Here is a 17,679-nt window from a genome sequence, read left to right as displayed (position 1 = left end):
CTTTGCAGGGAGGCCTATTACATAATATTGAATTAACGAGCTGAATTAGCCAGCAACTGCAATACGTTTCATATCAGTCATATAGCCGCGCAATTTATGACCTACAGCTTCGATTGGGTGATTGCGAATAGCTTCGTTTACATCACGCAGTTGGGCGTTATCAACCGCAGTGCCGGCAATGCTCTTGCCCAAATCCCCTGCTTGCAGAGAATCCATAAACTTACCTTTCAGCAATGGAACCGCTGCGTTAGCAAACAGGTAGTTACCGTATTCCGCAGTATCAGAGATAACCACGTTCATTTCATACAGGCGCTTACGGGCAATGGTGTTGGCAATCAATGGTAATTCATGCAGAGATTCGTAATAGGCAGATTCTTCAATGATGCCGGAATCAACCATAGTTTCGAATGCCAGTTCTACCCCAGCTTTAACCATTGCAATCATCAATACGCCGTGGTCGAAATATTCTTGCTCAGAGATTTTGCCTTCATATTGTGGCGCATTCTCAAATGCTGTTTTTCCGGTCTCTTCACGCCAGTTCAGCAATTTAACGTCGTCTTCAGCCCAGTCAGCCATCATCCCACTAGAGAACGCACCGGAAATGATATCGTCCATATGCTTTTGGAACAGGGGTGCCATAATGCCTTTCAGTTGCTCAGACAGCGCGTAAGCCCGCAGTTTAGCTGGGTTGGACAGACGGTCCATCATCAGCGTGATCCCGCCTTGTTTCAGCGCTTCGGTGATGGTTTCCCAGCCGAATTGAACCAGTTTTTCTGCATAAGCGGCATCAGTGCCTTCAGAAACCAGTTTGTCGAAGCACAACAGTGAACCGGCCTGCAACATGCCACACAGGATGGTTTGCTCGCCCATCAGGTCAGATTTTACTTCAGCAACAAACGAAGATTCCAATACGCCAGCACGATGGCCGCCCGTGGCCGCCGCCCAAGCCTTGGCAATCGCCATGCCTTCGCCTTTAGGGTCATTTTCTGGGTGAACCGCGATCAGTGTCGGCACACCAAAACCACGTTTGTATTCTTCGCGAACTTCAGTACCAGGGCATTTTGGCGCAACCATCACCACGGTGATGTCTTTACGCACTTGCTCGCCAACTTCAACAATGTTGAAACCGTGAGAATAACCCAGTGCAGCGCCATCTTTCATCAACGGCTGAACCGCTTGAACCACTGCGGAATGCTGTTTGTCTGGTGTCAGGTTAACCACTAAATCGGCCTGTGGGATTAACTCTTCGTAGGTGCCAACTTTAAAACCGTTCTCAGTCGCTTTACGCCATGAAGCACGTTTCTCAGCAATGGCTTCTTTGCGCAGGGCATAAGCCACGTCCAGACCAGAGTCGCGCATATTCAAGCCTTGGTTCAGACCTTGTGCGCCACAGCCGACAATCACCACTTTTTTCCCTTTCAGGTAGCCAGCTTCATCGGCGAATTCGTCTCGTGCCATAAAGCGACACTTACCTAATTGTGCCAGCTGCTGACGCAGGTTCAAGGTGTTGAAATAGTTAGCCATGATATTACTCCGCTTAATTCTGTGTTGTGGGTGTCGCAACTTTTCGAGTTACGGCAAACAAATGCTGTGTGTTGATTATTTTCACTGCCCGGTCGATGCCGAGGATTATCTTGAATTCACTATATGACAGGAAATGCATTGCGGAAATTGATATATTAACAATGTGACATTGCAATTTTTGCAACGTGCACCTCACATCAGCGACGAGGATGATTGGCTATGGATTTACGCGACCTGAAGTTATTTCTACATTTGGCTGAAAACCGCCATTTTGGCCGCACAGCTAAGGCGATGCATGTCAGTCCCTCCACCTTGTCGCGCCAGATTCAGCGGCTGGAAGAGACCATCGGCCAGCCTTTATTTTTACGGGATAACCGCACGGTGCAGTTGACCGATGCGGGCACTCAGTTAAAAGCCTTTGCTCAACAAACCTTGCTGCAATATCAGCAATTGCGTCATGCGCTAGGCCAACATGGGCCATCACTGAGTGGCGAACTGCGGCTATTTTGCTCGGTCACCGCCGCTTACAGCCATTTACCGCCGATTCTGGATCGCTTCCGTGCTCGCCACCCGCTGGTTGAAATCAAGCTCACCACCGGTGATGCCGCCGATGCGGTTGATAAAGTGCAATCCAATGAAGCTGATTTGGGCATTGCCGGCCGCCCTGAAGTTTTACCTTCCAGTGTGGCCTTTACCCAAATTGGCGAAATCCCCTTGGTGTTAATTGCCCCGGCGCTCCCCTGTGCGGTGCGAGAGTTAGTCTCTGTTGAGCTGCCGGATTGGGCCAATATTCCCTTTATTTTGCCGGAGCACGGCCCATCACGAAAACGTATTGATTTATGGTTCCGCCGCCAGCGCATCTCTAACCCATTGATATATGCAACGGTTTCTGGTCATGAGGCGATTGTGTCAATGGTGGCGCTGGGATGTGGTGTGGCGTTGATTCCATCGGTGGTGGTCGATAACAGCCCGGAACCGGTGCGGAACCGAATATCACTGTTGGATGATATTTCGCTGGTTGAACCCTTCGAGTTGGGTGTTTGTGTACCGAAAAAGCGGCTCAATGAGCCGCTGATTGAAGCCTTTTGGGGGCTGCTCTAGCCCCTCAAAATCACCCTGCTAAAAAGAATCTAAATGCCGGGTTTTCTGTTTCATCGTGGCAATCATAGCCCAGAGCCGTCAGGTGCTGTTCGAATTGCGGTTCAGTTGCCGACAACTCAAACCCAGCCAGAACCCGGCCAAAATCGGTGCCGTGGCTGCGATAATGGAAGAGCGAAATATTCCAATGCGTGCCTAAGGTATGCAGGAATTTCAACAATGCGCCCGGGGATTCCGGGAATTCAAAGCTGTACAAACGCTCGCGCAATGGCTTGGAAGGCCGCCCTCCGACCATATAACGCACGTGCAGTTTGGCCATTTCGTCATCAGACAAATCCACCACCTGATAATCTTTCGCCCGTAACTCGGACAAAATCTCTTCCCGCTCAGCATAGCCACGGGTCAAACGCACCCCGACGAAAATGCAGGCGTTGTCGGCATCAGCATAACGGTAGTTAAATTCCGTCACTGACCGGCCACCCAGCAGCTCACAGAACCGCAGAAAACTGCCTTTTTGCTCCGGAATGGTCACCGCCAGCAAGGCTTCGCGCTGCTCACCCAGCTCACAGCGTTCAGACACATAACGCAAGCCGTGGAAGTTAACGTTAGCGCCGGAGAGCACATGGGCCAGACGCTCACCTTGAATATTATGCTGCTGAACATATTTTTTCAGGCCCGCCAGTGCCAAAGCACCCGACGGCTCGGCAATGGCACGCACATCTTCAAAAATGTCTTTTACTGCTGCACAAATGGCATCGCTGTCGACGGTAATGACTTCGTCCAGATATTCCTGGCACAGGCGGAAAGGTTCATCACCAATGCGCTTCACCGCCACACCTTCGGCAAATAGCCCGACTCGCGCCAGATCAACCGGTTGACCCGCATCCAGCGCGGCACGTAAGCAGGCGGAATCTTCGGCCTCAACACCTATCACTTTAATCTGCGGCATAAGTTGCTTGATAAGCACAGCCACTCCCGCCACCAGCCCGCCACCGCCAACCGGCACAAATACCCGGTCAAGGTGGGCATCTTGCTGAAGCAACTCCATCGCCAGCGTCCCTTGCCCGGCGATAACTGCCGGGTGGTCAAACGGCGGAATGAAGGTATAACCCTGCTGCTGGGAAAGCGCGATAGCTTTGGTTTTGGCCTCATCGAAATTGGCACCAAACAACAATACCTCGCCACCAAAACCACGCACGGCATCCACTTTGATATCAGCGGTTGCCACTGGCATCACAATAAGCGCTTTGATCCCAAGCTTGCTGGCTGAGAGCGCCACACCTTGTGCATGGTTACCCGCCGAAGCGGTTATCACGCCACAGGCTTTTTGCTCTTCAGTCAGGCTAGCCAGCATGGCGTAAGCGCCGCGCAGTTTAAAACTGTGCACTGGCTGGCGGTCTTCTCGCTTCACCAAAATGGTATTGCCCAAGCGGGAGGAGATTTTTTCCATCACTTGTAGCGGAGTGACTTGCGCCACTTCATACACCGGCGCGCGAAGTATCGCCCGCAGATATTCTGCCCCACAAGGGGCAGCAGATAAGGGTTGTGATACCGCCATAGGGATTAGCCTCCCAGCTTACTTTTGTCGCGCACCGCACCTTTGTCAGCGCTGGTTGCCAGCAAGGCATAAGCGCGCAGTGCATAAGAAACCTGACGTTCGCGGGCTTTAGGTGACCATGCGGCATCACCACGGGCCTCTTCAGTTTCACGACGAGCGGCCAGCTCAGACTCACTCACATCCAATTGAATACCCCGATTTGGAATATCAATATCAATGAAATCACCATCTTGCACTAAGCCAATCAGGCCGCCACTTGCCGCTTCTGGCGAAACGTGGCCAATGGATAAACCGGATGTGCCACCGGAGAAACGGCCATCGGTCAGCAGTGCGCAGCTCTTGCCCAATCCCATAGATTTCAGATAAGTGGTTGGGTACAGCATTTCTTGCATGCCAGGCCCGCCTTTCGGCCCTTCGTAACGAATAACAACCACATCACCCGCCACGACTTTACCCCCCAGAATCGCCGCTACCGCGTCATCCTGGCTTTCATACACTTTGGCCGGGCCACGGAAGATAAGGTTGTCTTTATCTACACCGGCAGTTTTAACAATGCATCCGTCCGCCGCGATATTGCCGTACAACACCGCCAAACCGCCATCTTGGCTGTAAGCATGTTCACGGGTGCGGATACAGCCTTCTTCGCGGTCAGTATCCAGTGATGGGAAACGACAATCTTGCGAGAAGGCTTTGGTGGTACGGATACCTGCCGGGCCTGCGGAATACATGCTTTTGACCTTTTCGTCGCTGGTCAGCATCACGTCGTAGGCTGCTAAGGTTTGTGGCAAGTCCAGCCCCAATACGTTGCGGACTTCGCGATTCAGTAAACCGGCGCGATCCAACTCACCTAAAATCCCCACCACACCACCGGCACGGTGCACATCTTCCATATGGTATTTTTGAGTGCTCGGCGCAACTTTACACAAATGAGGAACTTGGCGAGATAAGCGGTCGATATCACTAATATCGAAATCAATTTCCCCTTCCTGCGCCGCGGCCAACAAATGCAACACAGTATTGGTAGAGCCGCCCATCGCAATATCCAACGTCATGGCATTTTCAAACGCCGCTTTGTTCGCGATGTTGCGTGGCAAGGCGCTGATATCGTCTTGTTCATAATAACGTTTGGTTAGCTCGACAATATGCTTACCGGCATCCAGGAACAGTTGCTTGCGATCCGCATGGGTTGCCAGCAGAGAGCCATTACCCGGCAGTGCCAGGCCCAGCGCCTCATTCAAGCAGTTCATCGAGTTGGCAGTAAACATCCCAGAGCAGGAACCGCACGTTGGGCAGGCGGAGCGCTCAATTTGTTCACTGTCGGCATCACTGACATTGGGGTTTGCCCCCTGAATCATGGCATCCACCAGATCCAGTTTGATGATTTTATCTGACAGCTTGGTTTTACCGGCTTCCATCGGGCCGCCAGACACAAAAATCACCGGAATATTCAGGCGCAGAGACGCCATTAGCATCCCTGGGGTAATTTTATCGCAGTTAGAAATACACACCATGGCATCCGCGCAGTGGGCGTTAACCATGTACTCAACAGAGTCGGCAATCAATTCACGTGAAGGCAATGAATAGAGCATGCCGCCGTGGCCCATCGCGATCCCATCATCCACCGCAATAGTGTTGAACTCTTTAGCCACACCGCCAGACGCTTCAATTTGCTCCGCTACCAGCTTTCCTAAGTCGCGCAAATGAACGTGGCCCGGTACAAACTGGGTAAATGAGTTAACTACCGCAATAATCGGTTTGCCGAAGTCATCATCGGTCATACCGGTAGCGCGCCATAGTGCACGGGCGCCGGCCATATTGCGGCCATGAGTGGTGGTATGGGAACGGTACTTAGGCATTATTTCTTCACTCCAATATATTCTGTATGGCAGGTGGCGAACGAACCACCCGCTGATTCTGTCTGTCAGTTTTATTTATTATTGATTGATTGGATCCAACCAGCCCCACTTATCCTCAGTTTCGCCGGTGAACAGGCCAAAGAAGGCTTGTTGGATTTTTCCAGTAATCGGGCCGCGTTTACCAATACCCACTTGAATACCATCCACACTGCGCACCGGGGTGATTTCTGCCGCAGTACCGGACATAAATACTTCATCCGCCAGATAAAGTGACTCGCGTGACAAGACTTGCTCACGAACTTCCAGACCCATATCTTTCGCCAGTTTAATGATGGCATCACGGGTGATACCCGGCAGAGCTGAAGAGGTGAAAGGCGGAGTGAACAGAATGCCATCTTTCACTTCAAATAGGTTTTCGCCAGCACCTTCAGATAGATAGCCGTGAACATCCAGAGCAATCCCTTCCTGATAACCGTGGCGGCGTGCTTCACTGCCCACCAGCAAGGAAGACAAATAGTTACCTCCCGCTTTCGCGGCGGTTGGAATGGTGTTAGGTGCAACACGGTTCCATGAAGACACCATGGCATCAATACCTTGCTCCAGTGCTTCAGCGCCCAGATAAGCGCCCCACGGGAAGGCCGCAATAATGACATCGGTCTTATAACCATCTGGTGGGTTAACACCCATGCCAACATCACCGATAAACACTAACGGGCGGATATAAGCACTGGTCAGATTGTTTTTACGCAGCGTCTCACGGCAAGCTTCCATCAGCTCGTCAACCGACTGAGAAACCGGCATGCGGTAAATTTTGGCGGAGTCATGCAAGCGCTGCATGTGTTCGCGGTGACGGAAAACAACTGGCCCTTTGTGGGATTCGTAGCAACGGACACCTTCGAAGACTGACGTGCCATAGTGTAACGCGTGAGACATCACATGAACTTTAGCCTCTGCCCACGGAACCATTTCGCCGTTAAACCAAATGTAATCAGCTTTCTTAGTCATTCTTTTCTTTCCTTGTGGCGCATCAGGCGCGTATCTGTAATGTATTAGGTTGTAGGATCTCGACGCAGGCGACATCCATAAGCTTACTTAGCTGAGAAGACAGTAAATCGACAGGTCGCCCGCTGGCAACGGTCAATTCAATATTAATATTCTCGGCATTAATCATTGGCGACATATTCATAGCACAAACTTGGAAGCCGCGGTGCCGAACAACTCGCAATACACGCTCTAACATCTCAGGGCGGAAGCGGGCTTGGATAGACAGCTGATGTTGCATCATGAGATTTTCTCCAGCATGGTTTCATTACCTGCGCCTGGCGGCACTAACGGCCAAACGTTTTCGAGTTCGTCGATGGAAACCTGAAGCAGATAAGGGCCTTCGCTGTTAAACATGGCATCCAGAGCGGCTTCGACTTGATCTTTGCGGGTGATACGTTGGCCGGGGATATTAAAAGCACTGGCCAGAGTGATGAAATCGGGGTTATCGGAAAGGTTGGTTTCGCTATAACGTCCATCAAAGAACAATTGCTGCCACTGTCGCACCATACCCAATCGCTGGTTATCCAACAACAGGATTTTCAGCGGCAACTGTTTGCGCTTTATCGTGCCCAACTCTTGAACATTCATCATAAACGAACCATCGCCAGACACACAGATAACCATGTCATTAGGGCGAGCCATTTGTGCGCCCACAGCCGCAGGGACACCAAAACCCATCGTGCCCAAGCCGCTGGAGGTGATGAAATTCTCAGGGCGAGTGAAGCTCATATGCTGCGCAGTCCACATCTGGTGCTGGCCCACATCCGTGGTGATCACGGTCTCTGGTGCTTTGCGATCAGAAACTTGCTTAAGCAGTAATGGGGCATAAATCGCTTGGCCGGGGTGATCATAACGCCAGCTATGCTGTTGTTTTAACGCCATAACCTCGTCACGCCACGATTGAATATTTAACGGCTGCTGTAACGCGGGCAGCAATACGTTCAAATTACCCTGCAATGCGACATGCGCCTGGCGTAATTTACCCAGCTCTGCGGGATCGATATCCATATGAATAACTTTTGCTTTCGCCGCAAATGTATTCAGTTTCCCGGTCACGCGGTCATCAAAACGCGCCCCCACGGCGATGAGCAAATCACAATCCTGCACGGCAAAATTTGCCGCTTTGGTGCCGTGCATCCCCAGCATCCCCAGATAACAAGGGTGTTCAATATCAGGTGCGCCCAAGCCCTTCAAGGTAGCAACCGCCGGGATGCCCGTTACGTCGATAAACTCACGTAAGGCCGGAACTGCCTGCGCCATGCCAACACCACCACCGACATACAGCATCGGTTTCTTCGCCGTCGCCAGCATATCCCAGGCTTGTTGCAATTCAGCGGCTGAATCAACCAAATGTTCTTCAACTGGCATCAAGTGCGGGGTCAACTCACCCACAGCCAACTGAATATCTTTCGGGATATCAATTAATACCGGCCCAGGACGGCCACTGGTGGCAATAGCAAAGGCTTCTGCCATGATGCCCGGTAACGCGTCCAATGACTCCACCAGGAAACTGTGCTTGGTACAGGCTAATGACAAGCCCAGCACGTCTATCTCCTGAAAAGCATCGGTACCTATTAAAGCAGAACCCACTTGGCCGGTGATGGCAATAACCGGCACTGAATCTAACAACGCATCAGCCAAGCCGGTGATCAGATTAGTGGCTCCGGGGCCGGAAGTAGCAATACACACGCCGACTTTCCCGGTTGCTCGTGCATAACCAATAGCGGCAATCGCGGCGCCTTGCTCATGGCGACAGAGCAAATGCTCAACACCGCCATCATACAAAGCATCGTAGACTGGCATAATCGCCCCGCCCGGATAGCCGAATACAGTATCAACCCCCTGTGCACGCAACGCCTGAACCACCCACTGAGCACCATTCATAGTTATTTCCCCGACCTTTTGCGGGACGCACAGGATTTTATTCTGTTGTGCATTTTATGTTCCTCGCGTCTTTTATATACCAATAAAAAAACCCCCGAACCTTTCGGTGCGGGGGTCTTCTTGAGATTAAGGCTTGATTTTTATGCCTTTATTCGTCCAAGTGCAGCCCCGCACGGTGGGATAATAATCACCACCACGCTAATTAGGACTAGGTTAATCACTTGGACAATCGCTTTCATAATTAGGTTGTTCATCTGTTACTGTCGAACGAATACCTACAGAGTTATCACAGTTATTGGTTATCTGACAATATATATTTAAATTATTATTTTGTGAGCACCCACACGAAACACAATAAATATATTATTTATCAAACAGTAAAACCCACATCGCCGTTTCGGTCTTTTTTGCGCCTCATATCGCAACTTTAGATTTTCATACATCCATTACAGAGATACTTTTCGCGGGCTTGCGCAAACTCACTCTTTTTCTGTGTACGAAAATCAAACTAAAGGCATGCTGTTGCGACGCCCAAACACAGGAACGCACGACGGCAAAGGAAAGCATCATGTCACTGGCAACTATTCACACCCGCGCCACATTAGGTATCCAAGCCCCTTCGGTGACCGTCGAAGTGCATATCAGCAATGGGTTACCGGGGCTTATTTTGGTTGGTTTACCGGAAACCACGGTAAAAGAGGCGCGGGATAGAGTCCGCAGCGCATTAATCAACAGCGGCTTTACCTTTCCCGCCAAACGGATCACTGTCAGCCTGGCACCAGCAGATTTACCCAAAGAAGGCGGCCGTTATGACCTCCCTATTGCTTTAGCAATACTGGCCGCGTCAGAACAGATTCCTGCGGATAAATTAGCGCACTATGAGTTCTTGGGTGAATTAGCACTTTCAGGGGCACTAAGGCGCATTAGCGGCGCAATTCCAGCCGCTCTCGCCAGCAGTCAGGCCCAGCGGCAATTAATTTTGCCAACAGCAAACAACAGTGAAATTGGATTAATTCCAGAAGGCAATAGTTGGGTTGCAGATCACTTGCTGGCCGTCTGCGGTTTTTTACAAGGTGAAAACACGCTCGATAGAGGTCAATACACTGAATATAATACAGATTTAGACAACAAACTTGACCTGCAAGATATTATTGGCCAATCACAGGCAAAACGCGCTCTAGAAATAGCCGCAGCCGGTGGGCATAACTTGTTATTACTGGGGCCGCCGGGTACGGGTAAAACAATGCTGGCTAACCGATTAACCGGATTACTCCCGCCACTCACTGACCAAGAAGCCCTTGAGGCGGCGGCGATTAATGGCCTGCTACACAGTAATAAGTTACCCGACCAGTGGCGCTGTCGGGCTTTCCGTGCACCGCATCACAGCGCATCAATGGCAGCGCTCATCGGCGGAGGGTCGATTCCACGTCCTGGTGAAATATCCCTGGCGCACAATGGCGTACTTTTTCTCGATGAGCTACCAGAGTTTGAGCGCCGAGTGCTGGATTCATTGCGTGAACCATTAGAATCTGGCGAAATTATTATTTCCCGGGCCACTGCAAAAGTGTGTTTTCCGGCTAAGGTGCAACTTATCGCCGCAATGAATCCTAGCCCCAGCGGCCATTATCAGGGCATCCATAACCGCACGCCGCCACAGCAAGTCCTGCGCTATCTGGCAAAACTCTCAGGCCCTTTTTTAGACCGATTTGATTTATCGATAGAAATGCCATTATTACCCGCAGGCATGCTGAGCACACAGAAACATCAAGGGGAGACGAGTGAAACTGTTAGGCTACGGGTGTTACAGGCAAGGCAAAAGCAGCGGGATAGAGCAGGGAAAATAAACGCACAACTTCACAGCCAAGAGATAACCGAACATTGCTATTTAGTACCAGAAAATGCGGCATTTCTGGAACAGGTTTTGTTGACGTTGGGGCTATCAGTTCGTGCCTGGCACCATATTTTGAAAGTCGCTCGAACTATTGCCGACCTCGCACTAGAAGAGAATATCCAGAAAAAACATCTTTCAGAGGCACTGAGCTATCGTTGTATGGACAGGCTGCTGTTGCAATTGCATAAAAGCCTAATGTAATAAAGGGAGCAAAAGCTCCCTTTATTCAACCAACATACTGATACCTAAAGTCTTTAGAGTCGCAGTAAATTCTCTGCGGCGTCGAGGACAAAGGGGACTAGTCGTCGTTATCAGTATAATCTTCCACTGCATCCACCTGCGGTTTGCCGCCAGACAGTGTGTGGAAACGTTTAGGTCGACGAGTTCGGGTCACATATTTAGACCAGACTTTTTCCTCGATACTGGTTGGCTCACGTTCACCACGGCAAGCAGCTACAAACAACTTTTCTTCTTCGGTTGCTGGTTCGCGCTTTCCGAGGTCAAGTTCGTTGAAAGCATAACCGTGGCGCTCTAGCAATTGCGCCTCTTTAATGGTGAAATCGCCGTGACGCGAGAAGCCGCGAGGATAATGTTTATTATCAAAAAAACGATTCGTCGTGATGAAGCTATCCGCCATCTGACACGCTCCTAATTCTCTCATGGTCGTGCTGTTTATGGCGCGGAGTATTAGATAGGCTTGACATCGTGTAAAACAAAACATTTAAATCTTAACGATAAAAAAAATTGGAGATGGGTGTGGATACCGAATTACTGAAAACCTTTTTGGAGGTCAGTAGAACTCGCCACTTTGGTCGCGCAGCTGAATCTTTGTACTTAACACAGTCGGCGGTAAGTTTTCGTATCCGTCAGTTGGAAAATCAATTAGGTGTAAATTTATTCACTCGTCATCGCAATAATATTCGTCTGACCCCCGCAGGTGAAAGACTGCTACCTTATGCCGAAACGCTGATGAGTACCTGGCTGCTCGCCAAAAAAGAAGTTGTCCATGCGCAACAACACACCGAATTGTCTATTGGTGCAACCGCATCACTTTGGGAGGCCTATCTCACCCCTTGGTTGCAACAATTATATAAACAACATGCAGCATTGCGCCTTGAGGCGCGTATTGCATTACGGCAATCATTGGTGAAGCAGTTGCACGAACGGCAACTGGATTTATTGATAACAACCGAAGCCCCTAAAATGGACGAATTAGCCAGTCTGCTGCTGGGGCATTTTTCGCTGCGGTTATTCTCAGCAGTGCCCTTTGAGCAAGTGAGAGAAACTGGAGATGAAACCAAGCATAACAATGCAAATGCTGCCCCATATATCAAACTTGAATGGGGGGCAGACTCTCATCAGCAAGAAAATAGATTACTCGACACTGAACAAATGCCGATATTGACCACGACTTCAGCCCATTTAACCCGGCAATTGCTGGAAACCACTGGCGGTTGCGCTTTTCTGCCTGAGCATTGGCAAAAAGAATACCCACAGCTTGTCATTAATGCTGAGATACCACCTATCGTGCGGCCACTGTATGCAGTTTGGTTGCATAACAGTGACCAGCAAACATTAATTCGACAACTATTAAAAACACCTATGAATAACGCCGCCCAAAGCGCTATACAGGACTAAGCGGGGGTGATTGAGGGCGAGCCCGGCGATTCAAATAAAAAGCACTCATCGCCTTCTGAATAGCAATAAAGCTAAACAACAGGATCCCGATGACAATCTTGGTCCACCATGAGCTGAGAGAGCCATCAAAAGTGATGTAACTCTGTATCAAGCCCTGAATCAACACGCCAAACAGGGTTCCAAAAACTGTGCCTATACCGCCGGTGAGCAATGTGCCGCCAATAACCACAGCGGCGATAGCATCTAGCTCGACACCGCTGGCTGCCAACGCATAACCTGCGGAGGTATAGAGAGAGAAAACTATCCCTGACAGCGCAGCTAACGTACTAGATAACATATAAACCTTAATCGTGGTTTGTCTGACGGGAACCCCCATCAGTGCTGCTGAAACACTGTTACCTCCGATGGCATAGACGTTATGACCAAAACGAGTGCGGTGAGCCAGCAGAATCCCAAATACCACGACCAAAAGCATAATGAGAGCCAATAGTGTAAATCGCCCACCACCGGGGACTTTCCAGGCATAATTTGCCAGCGTGGCATAAAGCGGGTGATTAATTGGAATGGATTCTTCAGAAACGATAAAACTCATGCCTCGCACAAAAAACATCCCTGCAAGAGTGATGATAAAGGCCGGAAGCTTCAAAGAGTCAATAATCCATCCCATAAATGCACCAAACATCGCCCCCATAACCAAAACTATGGCAAAAGCATACATTGGGTGAATACCATAAGTTCCGATTAACTTCGCCAACAGCACACCAGTAAAGGCAATGACTGAGCCGACAGATAAATCAATGCCCCCAGACAAGATGACAAAAGTCATACCCACCGCAACAATGCCCAAAAAGGCATTATCTGTCAGTAAATCACACCATACTCGGGTGGATGAAAAACTGGGGAATTGACTAAGACAAAATGCATATCCCAAGATAAAAACGGCGATAGTAATCAGCAAAGGAATATTGCGCTTTAACATTATTTTCGCCTCCGGAAGATGTGGCTTAATGAAATCATTGGTGACTGCACCACCAACACGGCTAACACCACGATGGCTTTAAGAACCAGATTAAATTCTGGCTGATAGCCTGAGAGTAAAATCCCAGTATTCATTCCCTGAATAATCAAAGCACCAATGACCGAAAGTAAAAGATTAAAACGCCCGCCCATTAAGGATGCGCCACCAATTACCACCGCCAGAATTGCATCTAACTCCAGCCATAAACCGGCATTATTCGCATCAGCGCCACGTATATCAGCAGTCACGATAATGCCCGCGACCGCCGCACAGATACCACAAATCACATACACAGAAATCAGCACCAAACGTGTGCTCACCCCCGCATTACGTGCTGAACGTAAGTTGATACCCACCGACTCAATAAATAGCCCTAGTGCTGTTTTGCGAGTCAGCAACCACACAATAATCAGCATGCTCAATGCAATAATCACTGACATTGGCATGTACAACAACGTACTGCTGCCTAACTCCGCCAGGCCGCCACTATCAAATGTGACTATTTGCCCCTCGGTAATAAGTTGGGCGATTCCTCGCCCGGCGACCATTAACATTAAAGTGGCCACAATAGGTTGAATTTGTAATACCGCCACCAAAAAGCCATTCCATAATCCGCACAATGCTCCAACAGCAAGCGCAATAGCTAATACCATCGGCAAAGGATATCCCGCACTGGTCAGTGTCGCCGCCGTAGCGCCAGCAATGGCCATCACTGCTCCGACAGATAAATCAATCCCGCCAGTCGCTATCACTAATGTCATTCCCAGCGCCAATAACGCAACAGGTGCGCCTCGGTTTAAGATATCAATCACACTGCCAAACAGCCTTCCATCCTGAATATGAATTGAAAAAAAGTGCGGGGCGACCAAACTATCAATCAATAAAATGACCGCCAAAGCACCAAACTGCGTGGCACCTTTCGGAAAGACCCATTTAACTTTGCGCGGCCGTTGCGTCATTGACAGGCTCCTGTTTCCCATAGGTAACTCCTTATTGCACCGCGATCGCCTGCATAATGGCAGGAACAGAAATCTCATCGTGGCCGAGTTGGGCAATATGCCGACGATCGCGCAGGACAATGACGCGATCGGCATAGCCTGCCAATTCCTCTAATTCGGAAGAGATAATTAATAGCGCTAACCCTTCGTCACACAGTTTCTCAATTAACCGAATAATTTCAGCATGAGCCCCTACATCAATACCGCGAGTCGGCTCATCTAAAATCAAAAATCGAGGTTTTGTGGCCAACCAGCGGGCTAATAACACTTTTTGTTGGTTTCCACCGGAAAGATACTGAATTTGCTGCTCAGGACCAGGGGTGCGAATACCTAATTGTTGGATGAAATCTTCAGCAATTAGCGTCTGCTCGCGCATAGAAATAGGCCTTAGCCAACCACGCTGGGCCTGTAAAGCCAAAATTATATTTTCTCGGACTGTAGCGGCACCGACAATACCATCAGTTTTGCGATCCTCCGGGCAATAGCCAAACCCGTATTTTGATGCTTTACGTGGTGTGCTGATTTTAACCGGCTTACCCTGTATTTTGGCTTCACCCGTGTCTGGCGTAGTAACACCAAAAATTAACTGTGCGGTTTCGGTGCGACCGGAGCCCAAGAGCCCAGCAAGCCCGACAATTTCGCCAGGAGACACAGATAAATCAAAGTTATCTATCACACCGCGCCGACCATAGTTTTTAAATTCAACCAGTGGATGACTTGCGGCAATATCATGTTTGCCACGTTTTAGTAATTGTTCATCAAAGCTATGGCCCAGCATCATCTGAACCAATTCAATACGCGGGAGATCTACTGTATTTTTCGTACCAACAAGCTTACCGTTACGTAAAACTGTGATGCGATCACTAATCTGATAGACCTGCTCGAGGAAATGGGTGACGAAAATCATACCAATACCCTGGTCGCGCAACTGGCGCAGGATTTCCAACAACATACTGACTTCTTTAGCATCTAAACTCGCCGTCGGCTCATCCAGAATCAATACTTTCGCAGATAAATCAACCGCCCGAGCAATCGCAACAATCTGTTGTATTGCAATGGAAACGTCAGACAAAGGCTGCTGAACATCCAATACTAAGCCGTAACCTTTAAGTAATTTTTCTGCCTGCTGGTTCATCGTGCGATGATCAATTAATCCCCAACGTAATGGCTCACGACCAATAAAGAGATTGGCCGCAATGGAAATATTTGGGAGTAAATTCACTTCTTGATAAACAGTGCCAATACCCATCTTTTGAGCATCAGCTGTATCTATGGGGCAAATCGCCACCCCATCTAAATAAACGTCACCGGCGGCCCGCTTATACACCCCGGTTAATGCTTTGATTAAGGTCGATTTTCCTGCGCCATTTTCCCCCAGCAAAGCTACAACCTCGCCGCGATGCAGAGAAAAATCCACAGAATCCAGTGCCTTAACACCAGGAAATTCTACTGACAAACCACGGACTTCTAGCAGTGTTTCCATCAAATGTACCCATGTTCAAAAACGGCTCAGATATTGTCCAAATACAGGTGACGAAAGCAGGCGGGGCAAGCCCCGCCAGTTAAATCAGTAACCAAGACTCTTCTTGGATTCATATTCCTGTTTAGCAGTATCCGGTTGTAGCAAGCGGGATTCTGTCTGGATAAATTTAGGTGGTTGAGTGCCATCTTTCTTGAGTGCAATTAATGCATCAAAAGCAGGGCCAGCCATATTTGGCGTCAATTCAACAGTAGCATTTGCTTCACCACTGCTCATTGCTTTGAAAATATCAGGAACACCATCGATAGATACGATTTTGATTTCTGAACCCGGCTTCAAACCCGCTTCTTTAATAGCTTGGATTGCGCCGATCGCCATATCATCATTATGTGCATATACCGCACAGATATTTTTGCCATTCTGCTCCGCTTTAATGAAGCTCTCCATGACTTCTTTACCTTTACTGCGTGTGAAGTCTCCTGATTGTGAACGAATTATTTTTACATTAGGAGCTGAGGCTATCCCATCAGCGAAACCTTTTTTACGGTTAATCGCCACACTGGAGCCGACGGTACCTTGTAGTTCAACAACGTTACAAGGCTTGCCTGCCACATCTTTCAGCAGCCACTCACCTGCAACTTTACCTTCATATACGCTGTCCGAAGCCACTGCTGCTGTATATAAAGAAGGGTCATTAACCTCAATCATACGGTCTAGCAGGAATACTGGGATCTTAGCTTCTTTCGCTTCCTGTAAAACTGGCGTCCAACCAGTAGCAACCACAGGAGCAATAAAAATGGCATCAACCCCTTGAGCAATAAACGATCTCACTGCTTTAATTTGGTTTTCTTGTTTTTGTTGAGCATCCGCGATTTTTAGTGTTATTCCGCGTTTTTCAGCCTCTTGTTTAGCTACCTTGGTTTCTGCAGAGCGCCAACCGGATTCTGAACCAATTTGAGAAAAACCCACGACTAGTGGGGCCGCCTGGACTGCACTACACATTGCTGCTGTTACAGCTGCTGCTAACAGTAAACGCCTGTACATATTTCTCTCCTCACTTGCCATCGTCGAGCCGCTGACTCATTACCATTCCAGAGAACAGTTCAAATGGTCATTCAGGTCATTTACCGCCCTGAATTTCGGCTAATTTGCAGATAATGTTATTTCAAAAGAATATGATCTTTTTAAGGTGAGCTTCCTGATAGCCAAAATATTCATTAGTTTTAGTACATTCTATGAAAGTAATAATGAGCAATATCACACCACAGAATAACAATCATTTTGTACATAAATTCAGCTAAATAAGCATGAAATGGGAACGTTACCATTTGCGTTTTATGAGTCTTTTGAAAGAAATACTCAGGCTGATAGGGATTAATAGAGCAAGAAATTTTGAGTGAATCGATAAAGTAAATGGCAATAACTGGATTTGAAAATAGGGATAAGAGCTAGAATTGAGGAGAGAAATGGCAGGAAAAAATTTAATTAGCAGAATGCAAATAGCATAGAAAATATACAACTCATTTTTTTGACATAAAAAAACCCCTCACTTTCGCGAAGGGTTTTAAATATGGCAGGGGCGGAGAGATTCGAACTCGCGACACCCGGTTTTGGAGACCGGTGCTCTACCAACTGAGCTACGCCCCTAAATTACGCTTAACATTATGCCTGCTAAAATTAGCAGGCATAA

At 48.7% G+C, this 17,679-nt stretch carries 15 protein-coding genes and 1 tRNA gene; 3 read left to right on the top strand and 13 right to left on the bottom strand.

Annotation, left to right across the window (positions count from 1 at the left end; genetic code table 11):
- Positions 1-45: 45 nt before the first annotated feature.
- Positions 46-1,524 carry a ketol-acid reductoisomerase gene (gene ilvC, locus YROHD0001_RS11085; protein ID WP_004714224.1) on the bottom strand — a complete coding sequence of 493 codons (1,479 nt, stop codon included), beginning with the start codon at positions 1,522-1,524 and terminating at the stop codon, positions 46-48.
- Between the two features lie 219 nt (positions 1,525-1,743).
- On the opposite strand from ilvC, the gene ilvY reads away from it, so the two are divergent.
- Positions 1,744-2,625, top strand: a complete 882-nt coding sequence (ilvY, locus tag YROHD0001_RS11090; protein WP_004714223.1) for an HTH-type transcriptional activator IlvY — start codon at positions 1,744-1,746, stop codon at positions 2,623-2,625.
- 10 nt (positions 2,626-2,635) lie between these two features.
- Here the strand turns inward: ilvY and ilvA are convergent, their stop codons facing one another.
- From ilvA to ilvL, 6 genes are all read right to left on the bottom strand, one after another.
- Positions 2,636-4,180: a threonine ammonia-lyase, biosynthetic gene (gene ilvA, locus YROHD0001_RS11095; RefSeq protein ID WP_004714222.1), complete on the bottom strand. Its 1,545-nt coding sequence runs from the start codon at positions 4,178-4,180 to the stop codon at positions 2,636-2,638.
- Positions 4,181-4,185: 5 nt separating this feature from the next.
- On the bottom strand, positions 4,186-6,036 hold the full coding sequence (ilvD, locus tag YROHD0001_RS11100; protein ID WP_004714221.1) for a dihydroxy-acid dehydratase: 1,851 nt from the start codon (positions 6,034-6,036) through the stop codon (positions 4,186-4,188).
- A 78-nt stretch (positions 6,037-6,114) separates the two neighbouring features.
- Positions 6,115-7,041 carry a branched-chain amino acid transaminase gene (locus YROHD0001_RS11105; protein WP_004714220.1) on the bottom strand — a complete coding sequence of 309 codons (927 nt, stop codon included), beginning with the start codon at positions 7,039-7,041 and terminating at the stop codon, positions 6,115-6,117.
- Between the two features lie 22 nt (positions 7,042-7,063).
- Positions 7,064-7,321 carry an acetolactate synthase 2 small subunit gene (gene ilvM / locus YROHD0001_RS0117710; protein WP_025379943.1) on the bottom strand — a complete coding sequence of 86 codons (258 nt, stop codon included), beginning with the start codon at positions 7,319-7,321 and terminating at the stop codon, positions 7,064-7,066.
- Positions 7,318-8,964 (bottom strand): acetolactate synthase 2 catalytic subunit, encoded by a 1,647-nt coding sequence (gene ilvG, locus YROHD0001_RS11110; RefSeq protein WP_004714218.1) that lies wholly within the window; start codon positions 8,962-8,964, stop codon positions 7,318-7,320. The genes ilvM and ilvG overlap by 4 nt, the downstream gene beginning before the upstream one ends.
- 140 nt (positions 8,965-9,104) lie before the next feature.
- Entirely contained in the window at positions 9,105-9,203 is a 99-nt protein-coding gene (gene ilvL / locus YROHD0001_RS19620; protein WP_071817873.1) for an ilv operon leader peptide, read from the bottom strand.
- 329 nt (positions 9,204-9,532) lie between these two features.
- Here ilvL and YROHD0001_RS11115 point away from each other — a divergent pair, with 329 nt between their 5' ends.
- On the top strand, positions 9,533-11,056 hold the full coding sequence (locus YROHD0001_RS11115; RefSeq protein ID WP_004714217.1) for a YifB family Mg chelatase-like AAA ATPase: 1,524 nt from the start codon (positions 9,533-9,535) through the stop codon (positions 11,054-11,056).
- Between the two features lie 97 nt (positions 11,057-11,153).
- On the opposite strand, the gene YROHD0001_RS11120 is transcribed toward YROHD0001_RS11115, so the two are convergent.
- Entirely contained in the window at positions 11,154-11,492 is a 339-nt protein-coding gene (locus YROHD0001_RS11120) for a MaoP family protein (RefSeq protein WP_004714216.1), read from the bottom strand.
- A 119-nt stretch (positions 11,493-11,611) separates the two neighbouring features.
- Between YROHD0001_RS11120 and hdfR the strand changes: the two genes are divergently transcribed.
- Positions 11,612-12,493, top strand: a complete 882-nt coding sequence (gene hdfR, locus YROHD0001_RS0117705; protein ID WP_032816592.1) for an HTH-type transcriptional regulator HdfR — start codon at positions 11,612-11,614, stop codon at positions 12,491-12,493.
- Here the strand turns inward: hdfR and yjfF are convergent.
- From yjfF to YROHD0001_RS11140, 5 genes are all read right to left on the bottom strand, one after another.
- Positions 12,480-13,472, bottom strand: a complete 993-nt coding sequence (gene yjfF / locus YROHD0001_RS0117700; protein ID WP_032816590.1) for a galactofuranose ABC transporter, permease protein YjfF — start codon at positions 13,470-13,472, stop codon at positions 12,480-12,482. The two genes, hdfR and yjfF, sit on opposite strands and share 14 nt — an antisense overlap.
- Positions 13,472-14,491 carry a galactofuranose ABC transporter, ATP-binding protein YtfT gene (ytfT, locus tag YROHD0001_RS11125; protein WP_072087020.1) on the bottom strand — a complete coding sequence of 340 codons (1,020 nt, stop codon included), beginning with the start codon at positions 14,489-14,491 and terminating at the stop codon, positions 13,472-13,474. The genes yjfF and ytfT overlap by 1 nt, the downstream gene beginning before the upstream one ends.
- Positions 14,492-14,501: 10 nt before the next feature.
- On the bottom strand, positions 14,502-15,992 hold the full coding sequence (gene ytfR, locus YROHD0001_RS11130) for a galactofuranose ABC transporter, ATP-binding protein YtfR (RefSeq protein ID WP_004714214.1): 1,491 nt from the start codon (positions 15,990-15,992) through the stop codon (positions 14,502-14,504).
- 84 nt (positions 15,993-16,076) lie between these two features.
- Positions 16,077-17,033, bottom strand: coding sequence for a galactofuranose ABC transporter, galactofuranose-binding protein YtfQ (gene ytfQ / locus YROHD0001_RS11135; RefSeq protein ID WP_032816588.1), 957 nt, complete (start codon positions 17,031-17,033; stop codon positions 16,077-16,079).
- 527 nt (positions 17,034-17,560) lie between these two features.
- A tRNA-Trp gene (locus YROHD0001_RS11140) sits at positions 17,561-17,636 on the bottom strand.
- Positions 17,637-17,679: the final 43 nt, after the last annotated feature.

It is taken from the genome of Yersinia rohdei ATCC 43380 (assembly GCF_000173775.1).
Classification (GTDB): Bacteria; Pseudomonadota; Gammaproteobacteria; order Enterobacterales; family Enterobacteriaceae; genus Yersinia; species Yersinia rohdei.
The sequence above is the reverse complement of the archived record's forward strand: the minus strand, read 5'-3'. Positions and strand labels throughout refer to the sequence as shown.